Source organism: Mycolicibacterium diernhoferi, from assembly GCF_019456655.1.
GTDB classification, from domain to species: Bacteria; Actinomycetota; Actinomycetes; order Mycobacteriales; family Mycobacteriaceae; genus Mycobacterium; species Mycobacterium diernhoferi.
On record NZ_CP080332.1, the window covers coordinates 4,118,350 to 4,137,618 of the forward strand.

Annotated in this window: 16 protein-coding genes; 3 read left to right on the forward strand and 13 right to left on the reverse strand. The window is 67.7% G+C overall.

From position 1 onward, the window contains the following. Nucleotides 1-8: 8 nt before the first annotated feature. The 4 genes from K0O62_RS19465 to K0O62_RS19480 all read right to left on the reverse strand — a co-directional run bounded on the left by K0O62_RS19465 (nt 9) and on the right by K0O62_RS19480 (nt 6,680). Entirely contained in the window at nt 9-2,651 is a 2,643-nt protein-coding gene (locus K0O62_RS19465) for a valine--tRNA ligase (RefSeq protein WP_073853548.1), read from the reverse strand. Between the two features lie 79 nt (nt 2,652-2,730). Next, nucleotides 2,731-3,339 carry a DUF937 domain-containing protein gene (locus K0O62_RS19470; protein ID WP_073853546.1) on the reverse strand — a complete coding sequence of 203 codons (609 nt, stop codon included), beginning with the start codon at nt 3,337-3,339 and terminating at the stop codon, nt 2,731-2,733. Between the two features lie 90 nt (nt 3,340-3,429). Next, nucleotides 3,430-4,698, reverse strand: a complete 1,269-nt coding sequence (locus K0O62_RS19475) for a saccharopine dehydrogenase family protein (RefSeq protein WP_073853544.1) — start codon at nt 4,696-4,698, stop codon at nt 3,430-3,432. An 11-nt stretch (nt 4,699-4,709) separates the two neighbouring features. Further along, nucleotides 4,710-6,680: a S9 family peptidase gene (locus K0O62_RS19480; RefSeq protein ID WP_073854341.1), complete on the reverse strand. Its 1,971-nt coding sequence runs from the start codon at nt 6,678-6,680 to the stop codon at nt 4,710-4,712. A 255-nt stretch (nt 6,681-6,935) separates the two neighbouring features. On the opposite strand from K0O62_RS19480, the gene K0O62_RS19485 reads away from it, so the two are divergent. Together K0O62_RS19485 and K0O62_RS19490 are read left to right on the forward strand one after the other, a co-directional pair. After that, on the forward strand, nt 6,936-8,267 hold the full coding sequence (locus K0O62_RS19485; protein ID WP_073853542.1) for an ammonium transporter: 1,332 nt from the start codon (nt 6,936-6,938) through the stop codon (nt 8,265-8,267). Further along, nucleotides 8,268-8,486 (forward strand): hypothetical protein, encoded by a 219-nt coding sequence (locus tag K0O62_RS19490; RefSeq protein ID WP_073853540.1) that lies wholly within the window; start codon nt 8,268-8,270, stop codon nt 8,484-8,486. 61 nt (nt 8,487-8,547) lie between these two features. Here K0O62_RS19490 and K0O62_RS19495 read toward each other — a convergent pair whose 3' ends face one another. The 3 genes from K0O62_RS19495 to K0O62_RS19505 are packed head-to-tail and all read right to left on the reverse strand — an operon-like array spanning nt 8,548 to nt 11,014. Further along, nucleotides 8,548-9,525 carry a heme-dependent oxidative N-demethylase family protein gene (locus tag K0O62_RS19495; protein ID WP_073853538.1) on the reverse strand — a complete coding sequence of 326 codons (978 nt, stop codon included), beginning with the start codon at nt 9,523-9,525 and terminating at the stop codon, nt 8,548-8,550. Beyond that, nucleotides 9,522-10,466, reverse strand: coding sequence for a PDR/VanB family oxidoreductase (locus K0O62_RS19500; RefSeq protein WP_073853536.1), 945 nt, complete (start codon nt 10,464-10,466; stop codon nt 9,522-9,524). Before K0O62_RS19500 ends, K0O62_RS19495 begins: the two co-directional genes overlap by 4 nt. After that, nucleotides 10,463-11,014, reverse strand: a complete 552-nt coding sequence (locus K0O62_RS19505) for a dimethylamine monooxygenase subunit DmmA family protein (RefSeq protein WP_073853534.1) — start codon at nt 11,012-11,014, stop codon at nt 10,463-10,465. The genes K0O62_RS19500 and K0O62_RS19505 overlap by 4 nt, the downstream gene beginning before the upstream one ends. Before the next feature lie 120 nt (nt 11,015-11,134). Here K0O62_RS19505 and K0O62_RS19510 point away from each other — a divergent pair, with 120 nt between their 5' ends. Then, nucleotides 11,135-12,313 carry an FAD-dependent oxidoreductase gene (locus K0O62_RS19510; RefSeq protein ID WP_073853532.1) on the forward strand — a complete coding sequence of 393 codons (1,179 nt, stop codon included), beginning with the start codon at nt 11,135-11,137 and terminating at the stop codon, nt 12,311-12,313. Nucleotides 12,314-12,316: 3 nt separating this feature from the next. Here the strand turns inward: K0O62_RS19510 and K0O62_RS28905 are convergent, their stop codons facing one another. From K0O62_RS28905 to K0O62_RS19540, 6 genes are all read right to left on the reverse strand, one after another. Next, nucleotides 12,317-12,865, reverse strand: coding sequence for a transglycosylase family protein (locus K0O62_RS28905; protein WP_073853530.1), 549 nt, complete (start codon nt 12,863-12,865; stop codon nt 12,317-12,319). Between the two features lie 221 nt (nt 12,866-13,086). Further along, a complete protein-coding gene (locus tag K0O62_RS19520; RefSeq protein WP_097933435.1) occupies nt 13,087-13,416 on the reverse strand; it encodes a transglycosylase family protein in 330 nt (109 codons plus the stop codon). 1,075 nt (nt 13,417-14,491) lie between these two features. Further along, nucleotides 14,492-15,058: a molybdenum cofactor guanylyltransferase gene (mobA, locus tag K0O62_RS19525; RefSeq protein WP_073853526.1), complete on the reverse strand. Its 567-nt coding sequence runs from the start codon at nt 15,056-15,058 to the stop codon at nt 14,492-14,494. A gap of 10 nt (nt 15,059-15,068) precedes the next feature. Then, nucleotides 15,069-16,148 carry a 2-oxoacid:ferredoxin oxidoreductase subunit beta gene (locus tag K0O62_RS19530; protein WP_073853524.1) on the reverse strand — a complete coding sequence of 360 codons (1,080 nt, stop codon included), beginning with the start codon at nt 16,146-16,148 and terminating at the stop codon, nt 15,069-15,071. Next, nucleotides 16,145-18,073, reverse strand: coding sequence for a 2-oxoacid:acceptor oxidoreductase subunit alpha (locus tag K0O62_RS19535; RefSeq protein ID WP_073853522.1), 1,929 nt, complete (start codon nt 18,071-18,073; stop codon nt 16,145-16,147). Before K0O62_RS19535 ends, K0O62_RS19530 begins: the two co-directional genes overlap by 4 nt. Nucleotides 18,074-18,384: 311 nt before the next feature. Further along, nucleotides 18,385-19,230 carry a carbohydrate kinase family protein gene (locus K0O62_RS19540; protein ID WP_207550976.1) on the reverse strand — a complete coding sequence of 282 codons (846 nt, stop codon included), beginning with the start codon at nt 19,228-19,230 and terminating at the stop codon, nt 18,385-18,387. Nucleotides 19,231-19,269 lie beyond the last annotated feature (39 nt).

Here is a 19,269-nt window from a genome sequence, read left to right on the forward strand (position 1 = left end):
CCACCGACTCATCCCAAACCGCCGAGGCGGGCGGTGATCCGCTCCACCTCTTCGGCCGCCAACTGCCGGCGTGCCTTGATCTTCTCGACGACGGCTTCGGGCGCCTTGGCCAGGAACGCCTCGTTGCCGAGTTTGCCTGTCGTCTGGGCGAGTTCCTTCTGCGCGGCCGCCAGATCCTTCTCCAGCCGCTTGCGTTCGGCGGCGACGTCCACGGTGCCCGAGGTGTCGAGTTCGACGACGACGGTGCCGCCGGTCAGGCGCACCTCCACGGCCGCCGACGGGGTGAATCCGTCCGCGGGTTCGGTGAGCCAGGCCAGTGAGGTGATCGCGGGCAGCTGTGCGGCCAGGCCCGCTTCGCCGATGCCGACCAGCTTGGCCGGGACGCGCTGGCGATCGTTGAGCCCCTGATCGCTGCGGAACCTGCGCACCTCGGTGATCAGCTTCTGCATATCGGTGATGCGCTGGGTGGCAGCGGAATCCACGGCGATACCGGATGCGGCCGGCCAGTCTGCGATGACCAGGGACTCCCCGCCGGTCAACGTCTTCCACAGCGTCTCGGTGACGAACGGCATCACCGGGTGCAGCAGCTTGAGCAGACTGTCCAGCACCGTGGCCAGCACCGCCGGCGTGTGGGTCGCGTGCTCCTCTTGACCGAGTTGCACCTTGGCGAGCTCGAGGTACCAGTCACAGAACTCGTCCCAGGCGAAGTGGTAGATCGACTCGCAGGCGCGGCTGAACTCGTAGCTCTCCATCGCCGAATCCGCTTCGGCGCGAACCTCTTCCAATCGCCCCAGAATCCAACGGTCGGCGTCGGTGAGCTCACCGAGGTCCGGCAAGGGTGCGAGCGCGGCGCCGTTCATCAGCGCGAACTTGGTGGCGTTGAAGATCTTGGTGGCGAAGTTACGCGAGGCGCGGGCGTGGTCCTCGCCGATGGACAGGTCACCACCCGGGCTGGCACCGCGCGCCAGGGTGAAGCGCAACGCGTCGGCGCCGAACTTCTCCACCCAGTCCAGCGGGTCGATGCCGTTGCCCTTGGACTTGCTCATCTTTCGGCCGAACTCGTCGCGGATCAGCCCGTGCAGGAACACGTTCTTGAACGGAACGGCCCCCTCACCGAGCGCGTCATCGCCGGCCACGAAGGTGCCGAACATCATCATCCGGGCCACCCAGAAGAACAGGATGTCGTAGCCGGTAACGAGAACGCTTGTCGGATAGAACTTTTCCAGCTCGGGGGTGCGGTCCGGCCAGCCCATGGTGGAGAACGGCCACAGTGCCGAGGAGAACCAGGTGTCCAGCACGTCGGGGTCCTGCTCCCAGCCCTCGGGCGGGGTCTCGTCCGGACCGAGGCACACCTGCTGGCCGTCGGGACCGTGCCAGATCGGGATGCGGTGCCCCCACCAGAGCTGGCGCGAGATGCACCAGTCGTGCATGTTGTCCACCCATGCGAACCAGCGCGGTTCCAGGCTGGCCGGGTGGATCACGGTGTCGCCGTTGCGCACCGCGTCGCCGGCGGCCTTGGCCATCGATTCGACATTGACCCACCACTGCAGGCTCAGCCGCGGTTCGATCGGCTCGCCGCTGCGCTCCGAGTGCCCGACGCTGTGCAGGTAGGGACGCTTCTCCGCGACGATGCGACCCTCGGCCGCCAGCGCTTCGCGCACCGCCACCCGGGCCTCGAAGCGGTCCATCCCGTCGAACTTGGTCCCGGTGCCGGTGATGGCACCGGTGGTGTCCAGGATCGAGGGCATGGGCAGGCTGTGCCGCAGCCCGATCTCGAAGTCGTTGGGGTCGTGCGCCGGTGTGACCTTCACTGCGCCGGTACCGAATTCGGGATCGACATGGGTGTCGGCCACGACGATGATCTGCCGATCCAGGAACGGGTGCGCCAAGGTCTGGCCGACCAGTGCGCGGTACCGGTCGTCGTCGGGGTGCACCGCGATGGCGGTGTCGCCGAGCATGGTCTCCAACCGGGTGGTGGCGACCACCAGGTGCGGTTCGTCGTCGTTCATCGAGCCGTACCGGAACGACACCAGCTCGCCCTCGACGTCCTCGTACTTGACCTCGAGGTCGCTGATCGCGGTCTGCAGCACCGGCGACCAGTTGACCAGGCGCTCGGCCTGGTAGATCAGCCCGGCGTCGTAGAGCCGCTTGAAGATGGTGCGGACCGCACGCGACAGCCCTTCGTCCATGGTGAACCGGTCGCGGCTCCAGTCGACACCGTCCCCGAGGCGGCGCATCTGTCCGCCGATGGTGCCGCCGGACTCACGCTTCCAGTCCCACACCTTCTCGACAAACGCCTCGCGGCCGAGGTCCTCTTTGGTCTTGCCGTCGGCGGCGAGCTGCTTTTCCACCACGGACTGGGTGGCGATACCGGCGTGGTCCATACCGGGCAGCCACAGCACCTCGTAGCCCTGCATCCGCCGGCGCCGGGTCAGCGCGTCCATGAGCGTGTGATCGAGCGCATGGCCCATGTGCAGGCTGCCGGTCACATTCGGCGGCGGCAGCACGATCGAATAGGCGGGCTTGTCGCTGCTCGGGTCGGCGGTGAAATACCCGGCATCCACCCAGCCCTGATAGAGGTCGCTTTCTACCGCACTCGGCTCCCAGGACTTGGGAAGGGCATCGGCACGGTCACGGGGGCTGGCGGTCACCCATCGATTCTAGGGAAACCGCTCCGCCCAACTTGCCGCCACCCGTCGGGCGGGCTACTTCTTGCCGCCCGACAGCCGTCTACTTCTTCCCGCCCAACAGCCCGCCCAAGATATCGCCGATCACATTTCCCTGGTTGTTGCCCTGACCTCCGCCGAGCACGCTGCCCAGGATGCTGCCGAGCGGATTGTTACCCCCGCCACCGGCGCCGCCGAGAATGCTGCCCAGCACATCGCCGAGACCACCGCCGCCGGACGGCGCGGCCTGCGGCTGGGCGGCAGCGCCCGCCCCGAACTGCTTGCCGATGTAGGCCAGCACGATCGGCGCCAGGATCGGCAACAGCTTCTGGATCAGGTCGCCGCTGCCGGCACCGGTGCCGGCCAGTGCGGCCGCCACCGAAGTGCTGTCGTTGCCGCCGAAGATGGTGGCAACGATCTTGTCGCCCTGTCCGGGGTCGACATCGTCGACCGTGACCCCGCCGTCGAGCAGACCGCTGGCCGCCTGCGAGCCGACCTCGGCCTCCAGATCGGTCGAGTCGATATCGTCGGCCGCGACGTTGACCTGCAGCCCACCCACCAGCGCGGGAACCAGCGTGTGGATGGCGTTGTTCACCTCGCCCTCGTCCGCCCCCAGCTTGGTCGCGATGTCCTGAACAGGAATCTGCGCGAAAAGTTCATCCAGCCCGGCCATTTCTCACCCATTTCCGTTGATGTGAGGATCCCCCGAGGTGGACCCTAGCCGAGTCCGAACATGGTCCACAGGTGTTCTGCGCGGGCCGAATCAATTGAGGCGGGCGGTCTCCAGCGTGACGCCGGCGGCCGGCAGCCGGGTCAGCAGAGCATCGCCCATGGCCGCGGCCGGCGTCAGCACTCCGCGCAGGTCAGAGAGCCGGTCGCGGTCGAGCGCGAGCGCCAGACCGCACTCCGCGAGCAGCACGGCGGTGGCCTTGTATCCGGGGTCGCCCTGCTGGGCGATGGTGGCCCGATAGCGGGCTCCGGTCGTCGTCGTGGTGTACGTCTCGACGTGGTAGTAGCCCTTTTCCCGGGTGCGTTCGCTCGGTCCGGTGCCCGGCTTGGGCAGCACGCGGTCGAGCAGCCCCTGAGGCACCTTGTTGATGTAGCGGGTGCCCAGACCGAAGGTCGCGACGCTGACCGCGGTCTCCAGCGCCGCGGCCACCGGCGCGACGACCGAGGAGCCGACGCTCATCTGCTCGGCGTACCGGAACGTCCTGCCGTACGACCAGTCCAGCAGGGCATTGCTGCGGCGCACGATGCGCGAGTTGGGTGCGGCCATGGCGAAGGCCCCGGTCCAGATGCCGTCGAGTTCGGGCGCGATCTCGCGGCCGCGGCGCCACGGGTTGTCCGATTGCGGACCCAACTCGGGCTCGGCGCCACGGTCGGTGCTCAGCGTGTACGGGTCGTGCAGGTCGTCGCGTGACTGCGGGTTCTCCGCGGCGGTACGCATGAACTCGATCATCGAGGCCACGGTGCCCCCGGAGACCCCACCGGCGAAGGAGCGCAACACCAGGTTGGTTTCGGCGAGTTCACCGGCGCCGTCCGCACGGACCCGGTCATACAGCGCGTAGACGGTGATATCCGATGGCACGGAGTCGAACCCGCAGGAGTGCACGATCCGCGATCCGGTGTCGGCGGCCTGCTTGTGGAACTGTTCGGCGCTGTCCCGGATGAACAGCGTCTCACCGGTGAGGTCGGCGTAGTCGGTGCCCGCGGCGACGCACGCTTGGACCAGCGGCATGCCGTAGCGGGTGTAGGGCCCGACGGTCGTGATGACGACCCGGGTGCGGGCCGCCATATCGGCCAGCGTGGACGGCTTGGAGGTGTCCGCTTCGATCAGTGGCCAGGACTGCGCCTGCTCGCCCAGCTCGTCGCGCACCGCGCGGACCTTCGTCAGTGACCGGCCGGCCAGCGCGATGCGGGCACCGCTGCCCGCCTCGGCGAGGTACTGCGCGGTGAGTTTCCCGGCGAACCCGGTGGCGCCATACAGGACTACGTCAAATTCTCGGCCGAGGTCCCGCTGCGAGGAGGTCATGGTTCCCGAAGCTACCCGAGGAGTTCCGGGAGGCCCACGTCCCGACCGAACAGATGACGGCCCAGGAACGCGGTGACCACCTGGTACCAGAGTTTGGCGTGTTGCGGCGCTCCCACCCAGTGCCCTTCGGAGGGGTAGTACAGGAACTGGTGGGCGCTGATGCCGTCATCGGCCGCGGGCAGTCCGGACTGGCTGAGCAGTTCGTACCACAGCCGCAGCCCCTCGCCGATGGGTACGCGATAGTCCTTGTCTCCGTGGATGACCAGCATCGGCGTGCGGATATTGCCGACGTGGTGATGGGGCGAGTTGCGTTGGGTCATCTGCTCGGTCATCTCGCGCACCCACCAGTAGGCCCCGTCGGTGGTGTGCCCGAACTGGTCCAGCGCCCACAGGCTGGCGTGGGTGACGATGGCGTCGAACCGGTCGGTGTGCCCGGCGATCCAGTTCGCCATGTACCCGCCGAAGGAACCGCCCATCACTGCGGTGCGCGATGCGTCCACGCCCGGATGGGCGCACGCCGCATCGGTGACGGCCATCAGATCCGTGTAGGGCGCCGCACCCCAGGCACCCCAGCCACGCTGGATGAAGTCCTGTCCGTAGCCGGTGGACAGCGCCGGGTCGGGCAGGAGCACCGCATACCCCTGCGCGGCCAGCAGCCACGGGTTCCACCGCCAGTGCCAGGCATTCCAGCTGGCCAGCGGCCCGCCGTGCACCCACAGCAGCAGCGGCGCCGGTTGCGCGCCGGGGTCCGGCAGGATCAGCCAGGACCGCACCGCCGTACCGTCCTCGCCCGTCGCGGTCAGCTCTTCCAGATGCCCTGGCAGTTCGGGCAACTGGACGCACGGCAAGACCGTGACCACACCGTCGGCGAGGTCGATGCGCACCGGGTGCGGCGGGGTGAGGTACGAGCTGCGCACCGCGAAGATCGGCCCGCCGGGCGCGGTGCGCACATCGGTGTAGGAGAAGTCGTCGTGGGTCAGCCGGGTCACCGCGGCGGTCTGCGGGTCCACCGCGAACACCGGGCCGCGGCCGGCGTCGTCGGCGGTGACGATCAGCGCGGCGCCGTCGGCCGACCAGGTCACCGAGGTGGGCCAGCGGTCCCAGTCATCGAGTTCCATCCGGTCTCCGCCGAAGGTCTGCCAGCACAACGTGATCCGCGGCGCCTGCTCCGGTGTGGAGATCGTCTCGCGCAGGTAGGCCACTCGGGTGCCGTCCGGGGAGATCGCGGGCTGCCCCAGATCGGCGGCGGGATCGTCGGCGACAACGGTATGCCGGCCGGTGCCGATGTCGATGCGCACGATCCGGGACCGCAACGCCACCCCGGGTGCGGCGGACTGCCACCCGGTGACCAGGAAGGTGCCGTCGGCGCTGACGTCACGGCCCGTCTCCCGCAGCGCGCCGCCCGGGGCGGGGGCCAGGTCGCGCAGCCCGTCGCTGTCGAACAGGTGCGGTTGACCGGGGCCCAGGTCGTGATCCCAGTACCGCACCGGATAGCCGGTGTGCAGGATCGCCGACACCTTGTTGTCCTTGCGTAGCTTCCGCAGGCGTTTGTCATCCTCGAGGTCGGCCGCCGCGGGCAGGACCGGCGCGGTGATCACGGTGGTCGCGGCGCGCCGAGCGGCGTGCACGGCGGCCACCCCGCCCGGCAGCGACAGCTCCTCGAACGCCTCCCCGCCGTGCCGGGGCAGCCGCCACAGGGCTGCGGGCGGCGCGTCCTCGCCGGGTGTGGCCCGCGTCGCCACGAACAACAGATCACCGTCGGAGGTGAACGTCGGTGCGGACTCCCCGGTGCTGCCGTGGGTCAGTCGCCGCGCCGGCTGCACTCCGTCGGGGTCCAACTCCCATATCGCCGTGACGTATTCGGTCCGGTCCGGGTTGAGTTCGCTGATCGTGGTCACCACCCGCGCGCCGTCCGGGGACACGGCCAGACCCGCAACCCTCGGCAGCGCGAAGTAGGTATCCAGATCGTGGAACGGCGTCATGCCCTCACCGTAATGCCCGGATACCGTCCCGCCGGTGGACCACATCGGTCACCTGATCCGTGCTGTCGGTGCGCAACTGGGTGCTGCTGTGCACCGGCGTGGCAGCTCTTCACGCGGAATTAACCGGCAGTGACCGCTGGGACACATTCCCGCAGTTAGTTTCATTCCGGTACACCGTCAGTACCTCAAGGCCACTGCGGTTAAACGCACGGCTTCCCCACCCCATCCCCCCGAACAGAGCGGCGGAGGTTTCCATTGACCCCTGAAGTCGAGGACGCCATTGCGGTAATGACCGCAGTGAACAACGAATTCTATTTCTGGATGTCCATTGCGTTGATGATGCTCATCCACGCGGGCTTCCTTGCCTACGAGATCGGGGCCTCCCGGTCCAAGAACGTGCTGGCGACCGCGATGAAGAATCTGCTCGCGCTGGCGACGATCATCGCCTCGTTCTTCTTCGTGGGCTGGTTCCTCTACAACGCGATGCCCAGCGGGTTCCTCGAGCTGACCGATGCCGCGAAGGCCGCGTTGCCCTGGAGCGACAACATGGGCCCGAATACCGCCGACTCGGTCAGCGGCATCTCCTGGGGTGCGTTCGCGCTGTTCGCCGCCACCACCGGCTCGATCATGTCCGGCGCTGTGCTGGAACGGATCCGGACCAGCGGCTTCCTGGTTCTGACCGTCTTCGTCGGTTCGGTGACCTGGATCATCGGTGCGGCCTGGGGTTGGCACGGCGCAGGTTGGATGCTGCTCAAGCTCGGCTTCCACGATGTCGGCGCGGCCGGCTGCGTGCACATGATCGCCGGCTTCGGAGCGCTCGGCATCCTGATCAACCTGGGCCCGCGCATCGGACGCTTCCTGCCCGACGGCACCGCGGTCACCATCCGTCCGCACAACCTGCCGTTGACCATGCTGGGCCTGATGCTGATCTTCACCGGCTTCTTCGGCTTCCTGATGGGCTGTGTCATCTACGGTTCCGGCGGCTTCGCGACCATCTACGGCAGCCCGACCACGCTGTCGGCGTTCGCGTTCAGCACCTTGATGGGCCTGGCCGGCGGCATCATGGGCGCCTACATGACCTCGCGTGGTGAGCCGTTCTGGACCATCTCCGGTGGTCTGGCCGGCATCATCGGCCTGGCCTCGGGCATGGATCTGTACCACCCCGCGCTCGGGTTCATCATCGCCCTCGGCGCCGGTGCGCTCATCCCCTACATCGGCAAGCTGCTGGAGAAGTTCCGGATCGACGATGTGGTGGGCGCGGTGGCCGTGCACGGCGGCATCGGCGTGTACTCGCTGCTGATGGTGGGCATCTTCCTGGGCGGCTACCCGAACACCGACGGCAACCCGTCGATCTCGCTGTGGGGTCAGGTCGTCGGCATCGTGGTCTTCGCGGCGCTGGGCTTCATCCCGACCTACCTGCTGTCCCTGGGGCTGAAGAAGGTTGGGCTGCTACGGATTCCGGAGGCTGTGGAGCTTCAGGGCCTCGACCTGAGCGAGGTCCCGGCCACGCCGTACCCGGAGGGCACCCCGGTCACGGTGATGGCAACGACCAACGGCAAGGTACTCGTCGTCGAGGAGGCGAAGTAGATGTTCAGTCCTATCGACAGCTATGACGAGCTCGGAGTGGTCTTCACATTCGGCGGCTACTCGGTCGGCGTGTGGATCGTCTTCCTGCTCTCCGTGGCCTTGTTCATCGGGTTCTTCGTCAGGATGATCCAGCACGAGAACAGCGCCTACAAGTCGATCATCGAGCACAAGCCGGTGGAGCCCGGCCCCGCCGCCGAAGGAGAACCGACGGCCTACTGATCGCAGGAACGGAAATCGCCCGAATCCGAAAGGATTCGGGCGATTTCTGTGTGTGCCGGCGCTACCTCGCGTCGCGCAGCCACTGCGCCGCACGGTCGCGGTAGCCGATGATGCCCTTGTAGTCGGCGATGTCCTCGGGGAGTTCGGCCAGCACCGCGGCGGCCCGCTCCCGCCAGGCGTCGACGGCGGCGATATCGGCCAGCGGCAGCATGTAGCTGCGGATCAGGAAACAGATCGAGCCGGATTCCGGCAGCCGGATCAGGTGCTGCACCTCGACCCGCAGGTGCACCGCGCGGCCGAACTCCTCATCGGAAACCTCGTGGATGGCCGTGCGGTCCGGGCCCCACTCGTGGTACAGCTCGGTGGAGACGTCGAGGCGCCGGCCGATGGTGAGCGTCCAGTTGGTGCGCCGGTAGGTTTCACCGGGTTGCAGCCGCATCAGGAACTCCCTGGCGCGGGTGATGACACCGGTCTCGCGCAGCCGCGGTACCGGGCCGTGGATCTCCAGGAACGTCATCCCGACGTCAAACCCGAACGACCAGTCGGCGGCGAAGGTCACCACGCCGGCGTCGCCGAAGAGATCACCCTCGCGCTGGTCGAGCAGCACGATGTCCTCCTGGACCTGAGCGGCGATGTAGGACAGTGGCTCGGCCGGCAGCGTGCACTCATCGCCGACCACGAAGCTTTGGTCGATCCCCAATCTGTCGTTGCGCCAACGCCAGCCGTCGCCGTCGCGCTGCAGCGACATGCTGTCCGGGTAGGCGGTGGCGAGTTCACGCATCAGGGTCAGCATGGCATCCCAGCACGCCGGACGCATATGCGGCAACACCGCGCTGCGGCTGGGGTCGGCGGCGAGAATGGCCGCTCGCTGGGCCAGTTCGTTCTCGTACTCGCTGTCGACGTCGACGATCCGCTCGCCCCAGCACCCCACCGGGGTGTGCACCGCCGAGCCGGCGGGTTCGACGTTGGTGCTGTAGCGGTAGGTGTCGGCGGCGAACGGGAAGGGAAAGGTATGGATCAGGTCGGGGGTGGTTATCACAGTGCTACCTCCAGGGTTTCGGGACCGCCACGGGAAACGCAGGCCATCAGTGCGTCGCCGGCCTGTCTCTCGGCGTCGCTCAGATACAGGTCTCGGTGGGTGATGGCGCCACCGGAGACCGGCACCCGGCACTCACCGCACACGCCGCGGCGGCACAGGTTCGGTACCTCGATTCCGCGACGTTCCAGTTCCTCCAGCAGCGATACTCCGGCGTCGACGGTGAACTGCTCACCGGTGGAGGCGATCCGGGCGGGGAAGGGTACGCCGGGGTCGAGCGCCTCGGCGCCGAAGTGCTCCAGATGGATCCGGCTCGGTGGCCAGCCCAGCCGGGCCGCGGCACTGGTCACATCGTCGATGAACGCGGCCGGTCCACAGATATAGAGGTGGGTGCCGAAGGGTTGATCACCGAGCGCCGCGAGCAGGTCGGCGGTGAAGGCGGCACGGTCGGTGTGCACCGAGATGTGTTCGCTCAGTTGGGACACCGTGTCGAGATAGGCGCCGCGGCCGGTCCGGTGCACGTAGATCAGCCGGGCGTCACGTCCCCACCGGCGAGCGCTGCGCAGATGCGACACCATCGGGGTGATACCGATGCCCGCGGCGACCAGCAGATGGCGGCGGGCCCGCAGCACCGGCGCGAATGCGCTGCGCGGCGGGGTGGCCGCCACGGTGTCGCCGAGCGCGAGTTCGTCGTGGATCCACCGGGATCCGCCCGTCCCGCCGTCGGACTCCGCGCGCCGCAGCACCGATATCACATAGGTACCGGGCGAATCCCCCTCGCCGGTCAGGGAATAGGCGTTGGCGCGGCCCGCGCACTCCAGCACGATGTGACTTCCCGGGGTGAACGAGGGTAATGGCGTGCCGTCCGGGTCGGACAGGGTCAGGGTACGGATGCCGTGGACCGTGTCGTCGATGCCGGCGACGACCAGTTTGAGGGTGTTCACGCCGACACTCCCGCCGGTCGCTCCGCATCGGCCATGTACCCGAGGTGGGCGCCCGAGCGACGCGAGACGTGGTAGTGGACAAAGAGATTCCGGCCACAGGACCGGCATGGCAGGGTGTCTTCGATGTTCACCCGCGCCCGGGTGACGGCACCACAGTGCACGCAGTGCACCGACCGCGAATCGACGTCGGTGGAGGCGACCGTCATCTCGTCATCGGCGACGCCCAGATCCACGGCAGCCCCTCGCAGCTTCAGGCACGCGTCGGCGGGTCCGGCCATCATCAACCGCCAGCCGACGCGGGCCGAGCCGAGATCGGCCCGCAGCGCCGCGGCGGCCCGATCTGCGGGCTCCCACTCGGCAAATCGGTGCAGCCGGACCGCGGATCCACCTCCAGCCGAGGAGATCTGGTCCAGCCAGTCCGCCGCAATGGCGGCACCGCGGGACCCGAACGCGACGACGGTCCATGACCGCCCCGATAGGTCGGCGTCCGGTTCGGCGGGGGTCAGTGCCCAACCGGGCACGCTCGTCAGTTCGAGGTCAGGTCGCATAAGCCCTTCCGTGGACACCGAGGGTTGACTAGGTTGCCCTCCAGGAAACCAAGGCTGCGTTTCGGTGATGTGACCTGACTGTCTCGTCTGGTTGACAGCCGGCCCGATAGCGTCGGCGTCATGACCGAACGCATCATGGTGATCGGCGCCGGTATCGCCGGCCTGGCCACCGCGGTGGCACTGCGCCGCGCCGGGTACGAGGTGTCCGTCATCGAGCAACGCCCCACCGCCGATGCGGCGGGTGCCGGTATCAGCATCTGGCCCAATGCGCTGGCGGCGCTGGACACCATCGGCCTCGGCGATCAGGTTCGCGGTGCCGGCGGCCGAATCAGCGCAGGCGCTCTGCGCTGGCGCGACGGGCGCTGGTTGCGCCGCCCGGACACCGACCGGATCGTGCACGCCTTGGGCGAACCGCTGGTCGTCATCCACCGCGCGCGGCTCACCGAGATCCTGGCCGGGGCGCTACCCGCCGGCACCGTGACCCATGGCCGTGCCGCGACGGCGCTCGATGTCTCGCGTGCGGGCGCCCGAATCACGTTGTCGGACGGCACCGTTGACCAGGTCGACGCCGTGGTGGGCGCCGACGGTGTGGATTCCATGGTCGCGCGCCACCTCAACGGCGACCTCCCCCGCCGCTATGCCGGTTACACCGCATGGCGCGGCATCGCCGCGTACGCAATGGATCCCGATCTGGCCGGGGAGACGATGGGACCGGGTATGGAGGTCGGGCATGTGCCACTCAGGGCGAGCGAAGGGATCGAGTCGGGGGCCGATCACACCTATTGGTTCGCCACCCAGCGGGCACCTCGGGGGCAGACGGCCCCGGGTGGTGAACACGCGCACCTGAGCCGGGTTTTCGGTACGTGGCCGGAACCGATCCCGAGCCTGCTGGCGAGCACCGATCCGGCCGCAGTGCTGCGCAACGATCTCTACGACCGGAAACCGGCCGCCCGCTGGGCGCGCGACCGCGCGGTGATCGTCGGGGATGCGGCCCACCCGATGCGGCCGCATCTGGGCCAGGGCGGCTGTCAGGGACTGGAGGACGCGGCGATCCTGGCGGCATTGACAGCGTGTGAGCCGGATCTGTCCGCCGCGTTCGCCCGGTTCGGGACGTTTCGGCGTCGGCGGGTCCGCGGCCTGGTCGCCGAGTCCCGGGCGGTCGGCCGGATCGTGAACATGCGCCCCGCCGCGCTCAGCGCCGCGGCCAGCCGGGCCTCGGCCCTGATTCCGGAGGCCGTGCTGGCCCGGCATCTGGCGTCGGTGGCCGGCCGTTCGGCGTTCGTGCTGCCGACGTCGTGACGCTCAGCGCGGCTGGAAGGCGGTGACGGCGGTCTGCATGGCCTGGCACATCTTGCGGAAGTCGAAGACCCCGAGCACCGCGCCACCGCGGATGGCCTGGCAACCGACCGCGGCGGGGGCTCCAGCGGCCGGCACACCGGGAGTGCTGAAGACCGCCGGCGTGGCGCCGCGCGGGCCGCACTTGGGCCACGCGCCCAGGCCCTGGCTGCGGAGCACGTTCTCGGCGACCCGGATCTGCTCGGCGCGCGACGCGCGGGCCGGCGAGCCGACACCGCCGTTGGCGGCCCAGGTCGCCTGCTTGAACTGCAGCCCGCCGTAGTGACCGTTACCGGTGTTGATTCCCCAGTTGCCGCCCGACTCGCACTGGGCGATGGCGTCCCAGTTGACGCTGTCGGCATGTGCGGTGGCCGCGGACCCGAAGACTCCCGCCATCGGGGCCACCGAGAGTGCGCCGGTCGCGGCGGCGACCCAGAGGCTCTTCGTCAGCAGGTTCTTGGCGGCGGTGCGGATGTTCTTCGTCGCGTTGTTCTCAGTCGCGATGTTCTTAGTCATTTGTGCGGTCCTTCCCCGACCGGTGACACGAGGTCCGCGAGGCGAAGGCGTTCTTGCGACGCGGTTATCCGGTGTTTCGGGTGACGGGGATCACCCGTTACGGGGGAGGCTGGAGTTTTATCAGTTTCTTATGTGACTGGTGCTGTTAGCGGGGTTTATGAGAAAACAATGGCGCCGGGCGTAAAGCCCGGCGCCATTGAGGAGCGTTTGGTATCGCGAGACTATCCGCGCTTACCGCAGGTCGGCCATGCACCGATGCCCTGGCTGCGCAGAACGTTCTCCGCAACGCGGATCTGCTCTTCCCGGCTGGCCGCGTGGGGCATACCGCTGCCACCGTTGCCTCGCCAGGTTCCGAGCGCAAACTGCAGGCCACCGTAGTAACCGTTACCGGTGTTGATCGCCCAGTTGCCACCCGATTCGCAGGCCGCAACGGCATCCCAGTTCACGCTGTCCGCATGTGCGGTGGCCGCCCCGAAACCCAGAGCCATCGGAGTCACTGCCATCGCCCCGGCGATGGCTGCCATACCGAACGTTTTGCGGATGTTCTTCAAAATGGATCCTCTCATCGAGCGCGCACCAAAGACGTCCGCGGAAACGCGGACACGAAGGCCTGATCCATCAGGCGGGAGGTTTGGGTCGTGCCGTCTCGGTCGGGCACAACAGTGGGAGACGAGGAATGTGTCTCGCCGGGTGCTCACACCCGGTCGCCCAGCAGACTCATCGGTCCGCCGCAGGCCCACTTACACGCGATGTTGAATGTGAAATTGTTTGCTCCATTTCGGAGTTGCTAGCAACGTACAAAATCCTCGGAACGAAGTCACCTCGATGAAGAACGCGTCGCAAGCAGATCACGGGATGATCACGGTGAACCTATGGGTGAACCATGCAGGTCAGCGCGGAGATCGTCGGTGAACCCTGAATTGCAGGTCGAGACCGAATTGGTGAGGCAGATCACGATCATTTTGTGAGCCACACCACTTGCCGGGCGTGTCCACACGGCCGGTTCACCTCTGATTCCCCCCAAACCGGGTTCTCAAACCGCCCCGCCACCGGCACAGCCGGACATCCGTTCGCTGGCGACTGCCCCATCCCCCTTGCCGCACATATCAGCCAAATGCACTGCCGTGCAAGCGTTTAACGAAATACATCGGATGAGTGTCCAACGACGGCCGCAGCCAAGGAAACTCGTCGACCCAATCCTCCGACCAGCCGGAACAGATTGATTTGCAACTGATTTCGTACCGACCGGGTGTCTCGATGCGTCCGCGCAATCGGCCCGCTGATCATGATCAACCGGAACACCTCCGGCCCCGAGCCCGCGCCGCTCAGCCGGCCCATCCAAGGGCTGGATTCACCCGGCCTGGACGAGTCCGGTTGCACGGCCACAACGCAATTCAGCCAAAAGTCGCGCGATCGCGCGACGCGAGATCCGCTACGCCGGAACGGTTTTCGCAAGCCCTCCGGCCCGCGCCACGGACGCCGCCGGGAATTCCCACTTAGAGTGCATGAATTCAGCGCACGTTATACAACCGATATATTCGGGCATAAACTCTCGGATGGGTAAATTCAGAGATTTTCGTGACCTAATTGGTTATTTGCTGGCCGGCTGGCACCCTTCGGGCGGCCTCAGCGCAGGTCGGCGGGAGTGTTGACGTTGGCCATGTCCGGCCGCTCCGGCATCACGATGCGCTGGGTATCGCAGGATTCGACCAGGGCCCGCATGCTGCGCTCCCCGGCCGCGACCAGCGTGTCCGCCCGGTCGGCGAGCGAGGTCCGGTAGATACCGGCCAGATAATGATCGCGACCGGCCCAGGGCAGCACCACCTCGGCGGGCAGTCCCGCGGTGGGAATCAGCAGGTCGTCGATGAGATCGGCGGTGAGGTTCGGCATGTCCACCGCGCAGACGAAGGCTCGGTCCACGCCCGCCTCCGCGGCCGCCCGCAATCCGCGGGCGGTCGCCAGCAGTGGACCGACGCCGCGCACTTCATCACGCAGGATCTGCGCGGCCAGATCCGGCAGCGCCTGCCCGGGAGCCGCGACGACGAAGACCGGTGCACAGCGGGCGGCGACGGTCGCCACCGTCCGCTCGACCAGGGTCTCACCGTCGATGACGAGGGTGGCTTTGTCGCGTCCCATCCGGCGGGACGCACCACCCGCAAGAATGACGGCGGCGAGCGTCGTGGGGGCGGTCACCCCCGCGACGTTAGTCGACCGACCAGGTGTCCTTGCCGCGAAGCAGCGATTGCAGCGCGGCCGTGTCGTGCGCCTTGGCCTCGCGGGCCGCGGCGATCTGAGCGCGGGCGGCGTCGTCGTAGGTCGGCTTGTTCACCTGACGGAAGATACCCATCACCATGTGGTCGAGGTTCTGCTCGCTCAGCCGCGACAACGCGAAGGCGTACGCCGGGTCGTCGATCGTGGCATCGTGCACCACGATCTGGTCGGCCGGCACGTCCGCGGTCTTGGCGATCTCCAGGCCGAACCCGGACTTCACCACGGCGTACTCGCCGTCGGCGCCGAAGGTGATCGGCTCACCGTGGGTGATGTTGATCAGCCGGTCCTCGGCACCTTCCTTGCGCAGCGCGTCGAAGGAACCGTCGTTGAAGATCGGGCAGTCCTGCATGATCTCGACCAGGGCGGCGCCGCGATGCTGTGCGGCACCGCGCAGCACCTCGGTCAGACCCTTGCGGTCGGAGTCCAGCGCGCGGCCGACGAAGGTGGCCTCGGCGCCCAGCGCCAGCGACACCGGGTTGAACGGGTAGTCCAGTGAGCCCATCGGCGTGGACTTGGTGACCTTGCCGACCTCGGACGTCGGCGAGTACTGGCCCTTGGTCAGTCCGTAGATCCGGTTGTTGAACAACAGGATGGTGATGTTGATGTTGCGGCGCAGCGCATGGATCAGGTGGTTGCCGCCGATCGACAGCGAATCGCCGTCACCGGTGACGACCCACACCGAGAGGTCCTCGCGGGCCAGCGCCAGCCCGGTGGCGATGGTCGGCGCACGGCCGTGGATCGAGTGGAAACCGTAGGTCTCCAGGTAGTACGGGAACCGGCTGGAGCAGCCGATACCGCTGACGAACGCGATGTTCTCGCGGCGCAGGCCGAGCTCGGGCAGGAAGTTGCGGATGGTGTTGAGGATGACGTAGTCACCGCAACCCGGGCACCAGCGGACCTCCTGGTCGCTGGTGAAGTCCTTACCCTTCTGCGGCTGGTCCGTGGTCGGCACCAGCGCAGTCTTGCTGAGGGCTTCGGTCAGGCCCAGGTCAGAGCCGATGAGGTCGGTCATGCGTTCGCTCCCACAGATTCCACGGTGGCGGCGGCCAGCCGTGCAAACTTCGCCTTGTCTGTTTCCTTCTCACGCAGCGTTCCATCGAGCGCCGCGTCGATGATGCCCTCCACCTCGTCGGCCAGGAAGGCCATGCCCTCGACCTTGGTGACCGACTGCACGTCGACCAGGAACTTGCCGCGCAGCAGCAGGGCGAGCTGGCCGAGGTTCATCTCCGGCACGACGACCTTCTGGTACTTGTTCAGCACCTCTTCGAGGTTGGCCGGGAACGGATTCAGGTAGCGCAGCTGAGCGTGCGCGACCTTGATGCCGTTGCGCCGGGCGCGCCGGCAGGCCTCGCCGATGGGGCCGTACGAGCTGCCCCAGCCCAGCATCAGCAGTTCGGCGTCGCCGGTCGGGTCGTCGACCTCCAGGTCGGGCACCGAGATGCCGTCGACCTTGAGCTGACGCAACCGCACCATCAGATCGTGGTTCTTGGGCTCGTAGGAGATGTTGCCCGAGCCGTTGGCCGACTCCAGACCGCCGATGCGGTGCTCCAGGCCCGGGGTCCCGGGGACGGCGAACTGTCGGGCCAGGGTCTCCGGGTCACGGGCGTAGGGCTCGAACGGTTCGCCGGACTTGGCGAAGGTGTGCTCGATGGCCGGGTAGGTGCTGATGTCCGGGATGCGCCACGGCTCCGAGCCGTTGGCGATCGCGCCGTCGGACAGGATGATCACCGGGGTGTGGTAGCCGATCGCGATCCGCACGGCCTCCACGGCGATGTCGAAGCAGTCCGAGGGTGAGCACGGCGCCAGCACCGCGACCGGCGATTCGCCGTTGCGGCCGTAGAGCGCCTGCAGCAGGTCGGCTTGTTCGGTCTTGGTGGGCAGACCGGTCGACGGGCCGCCGCGCTGCACGTCGATGACGATCAGCGGGAGCTCGGTCATCACCGCGAGGCCGATGGCCTCGGACTTCAGCGAGACGCCCGGACCCGAGGTGCTGGTGACACCGAGCGCACCGCCGTAGGAGGCGCCGATGGCGGCACCGATGCCGGCGATCTCGTCCTCGGCCTGGAAGGTCAGCACGTTGAAGTGCTTGTACTTGGACAGCTCGTGCAGGATGTCCGACGCCGGGGTGATCGGGTAGGTGCCCAGCACCACCTGGATGTCGGAGAGCTGACCGGCCGCCACGAGGCCGTAGGCCAGCGCCGTATTGCCGGAGATCTGCCGGTACTCACCGGACTTGAGCTTGGCCGGGGCCACCTCGTAGGTGGTGGCGAAGGCCTCGGTGGTCTCGCCGTAGTTCCAGCCCGCCTTCAGGGCGAGCACGTTGGCCTCGGCGATCTCGGGCTTGCGGGCGAACTTCTCCCGGATGAAGGCCTCGCTCGCCTCCAGTTCGCGGCCGTACATCCACGACAGCAGACCGAGGGCGAACATGTTCTTGGCGCGCTGGCCGTCCTTCTTGGTGGCGCCGATCGCTTCGACGGCCCCCAGGGTCAGGGTGGTCATCGCGACCGACTGCACGACGTAGTCGGACAGCTCGTCGTTCTCCAGCGGGTTGGCCTCGTAGCCGACCTTGGCCAGGTTGCGCTTGGTGAACTCGTCGGAGTTGGCGATGATCAGGCCGCCGCGTGGCAGGTCGCCCACGTTGGCCTTCAGCGCCGCGGGGTTCATCGCGACCAGAACGTCGGGACGGTCGCCCGCGGTGAGGATGTCGTAGTCCGCGATCTGGATCTGGAAGGACGACACACCGGGCAGGGTGCCCTGTGGTGCGCGGATCTCGGCGGGGTAATTGGGCTGTGTCGCAAGGTCGTTGCCGAACAGCGCGGCCTCGGACGTGAATCGGTCGCCGGTGAGCTGCATGCCGTCGCCGGAGTCGCCTGCGAAGCGGATGACCACCTTCTCCAGCTTCTGCCGCGGAGCCCCCGCGTTGTCGTTCTGACCCACGACTTCCTGCCTTTCACACCCGCGCGAATAGTGCGCTGATCGCGAGGGGGTTTGCGTCCGAAACTTTTGGTGTCACTGCCGGTAACCAGTATGGCACTTCTCTTAGGGTGACCATGCCCACGCGGCACAGCGACACGCGGGTTTCATCTAGAAGAACTCCCAGTTCAGGGGCGTGAAGCAGAACGAGTTCCCGCCCACCTGTGGTCTTCATCACTTTTGGAGAATGTCATTCTCTAAGGATCTGATTACCGCCCAGTAGCCCCACCGCGACTGAACTTGACGGGTGTCAAGTACTGCCAGGCTACCAGGGCTTACGCCGGTGAGAGGCCGAGGTGAACGCGCTTCTGCAATTCGCGAGCGACGAGTTCGCTGGCGATCTGCACCGCGCGCCGCGGGTCCGCCCCCGCCGCCCGGTGCGCGATGAAAGAAGCGGTGAACATGTCGCCGGCGCCGGTGGTCTGGACATCCATCACCCGCCACGCGGCCGGCACCCGCTCCACGGTCCCGTCCCGGTAGATGTCGCAGCCTTCGGAGCCGTAGGTCACCAGGATCTCCGGAACCCCGAGCCGTTCGGCGGCCGCCAGGTCGAACGGGCCGTCGGCGACGATGACGGCCTCGTCCTCCGCCAGCTTCAGTACATCGAGGTGGCGTACCAGCTCCGGGGCGAAGTGCCGGTCCAGCTGCAGCGGGCCGACACTGTCCGCACGCACCAGGCCCTGGCCGTCGTAGGCGATCCGGTGCCCGCGCGCCGCGAGATGGGCCAGGGTCTCGGCCGGGAAGTCGGTGCGCAGCAGCGGAGCCAGGTGAATCCAGGTGGTGCGGGGGTCGTCGGCCTCGATATCGGCCGGCGTCCACACCGGACCGACGGCCTCGACGCCCATGTGCCGGTGATCGGTGTCGTCGTAGTCCAGCCGGAACGCACTGGTGCGGTCCGAAGCCAGCAACCGCACCATCGAGCCGAACCGGTCCAGCACCGGGTCGAACAGTTCGTGGTCGCGCCGGGCCCCCATGGCCACGATGTGCGCGGTCCCGGGGGCGCTTTCCAGCGCCACACCCGCGAAGGAGGCGCAGCCACCCGGACTGGGCGGCGCACCGTTGATGATGTCGATGGCCAGGTTTCCCAGCACGGTCACGCCCGGGATGAGCTCTGGCGACATCTTTGGTTCCCCCGCTTGACGTTTGTCCTGTCGTCGGTA

What these genes read in the sequence shown, in the direction of transcription:
- K0O62_RS19470 (WP_073853546.1), bottom strand. Translation starts at nt 3,339, where the DNA reads ATGGCCGGGCTGGATGAACTTTTCGCGCAGATTCCTGTTCAGGACATC.
- K0O62_RS19475 (WP_073853544.1), bottom strand. Translation starts at nt 4,698, where the DNA reads ATGACCTCCTCGCAGCGGGACCTCGGCCGAGAATTTGACGTAGTCCTG.
- K0O62_RS19480 (WP_073854341.1), bottom strand. Translation starts at nt 6,680, where the DNA reads ATGACGCCGTTCCACGATCTGGATACCTACTTCGCGCTGCCGAGGGTT.
- K0O62_RS19490 (WP_073853540.1), top strand. Translation starts at nt 8,268, where the DNA reads ATGTTCAGTCCTATCGACAGCTATGACGAGCTCGGAGTGGTCTTCACA.
- K0O62_RS19505 (WP_073853534.1), bottom strand. Translation starts at nt 11,014, where the DNA reads ATGCGACCTGACCTCGAACTGACGAGCGTGCCCGGTTGGGCACTGACC.
- K0O62_RS19510 (WP_073853532.1), top strand. Translation starts at nt 11,135, where the DNA reads ATGACCGAACGCATCATGGTGATCGGCGCCGGTATCGCCGGCCTGGCC.
- K0O62_RS28905 (WP_073853530.1), bottom strand. Translation starts at nt 12,865, where the DNA reads ATGACTAAGAACATCGCGACTGAGAACAACGCGACGAAGAACATCCGC.
- K0O62_RS19530 (WP_073853524.1), bottom strand. Translation starts at nt 16,148, where the DNA reads ATGACCGACCTCATCGGCTCTGACCTGGGCCTGACCGAAGCCCTCAGC.
- K0O62_RS19540 (WP_207550976.1), bottom strand. Translation starts at nt 19,230, where the DNA reads ATGTCGCCAGAGCTCATCCCGGGCGTGACCGTGCTGGGAAACCTGGCC.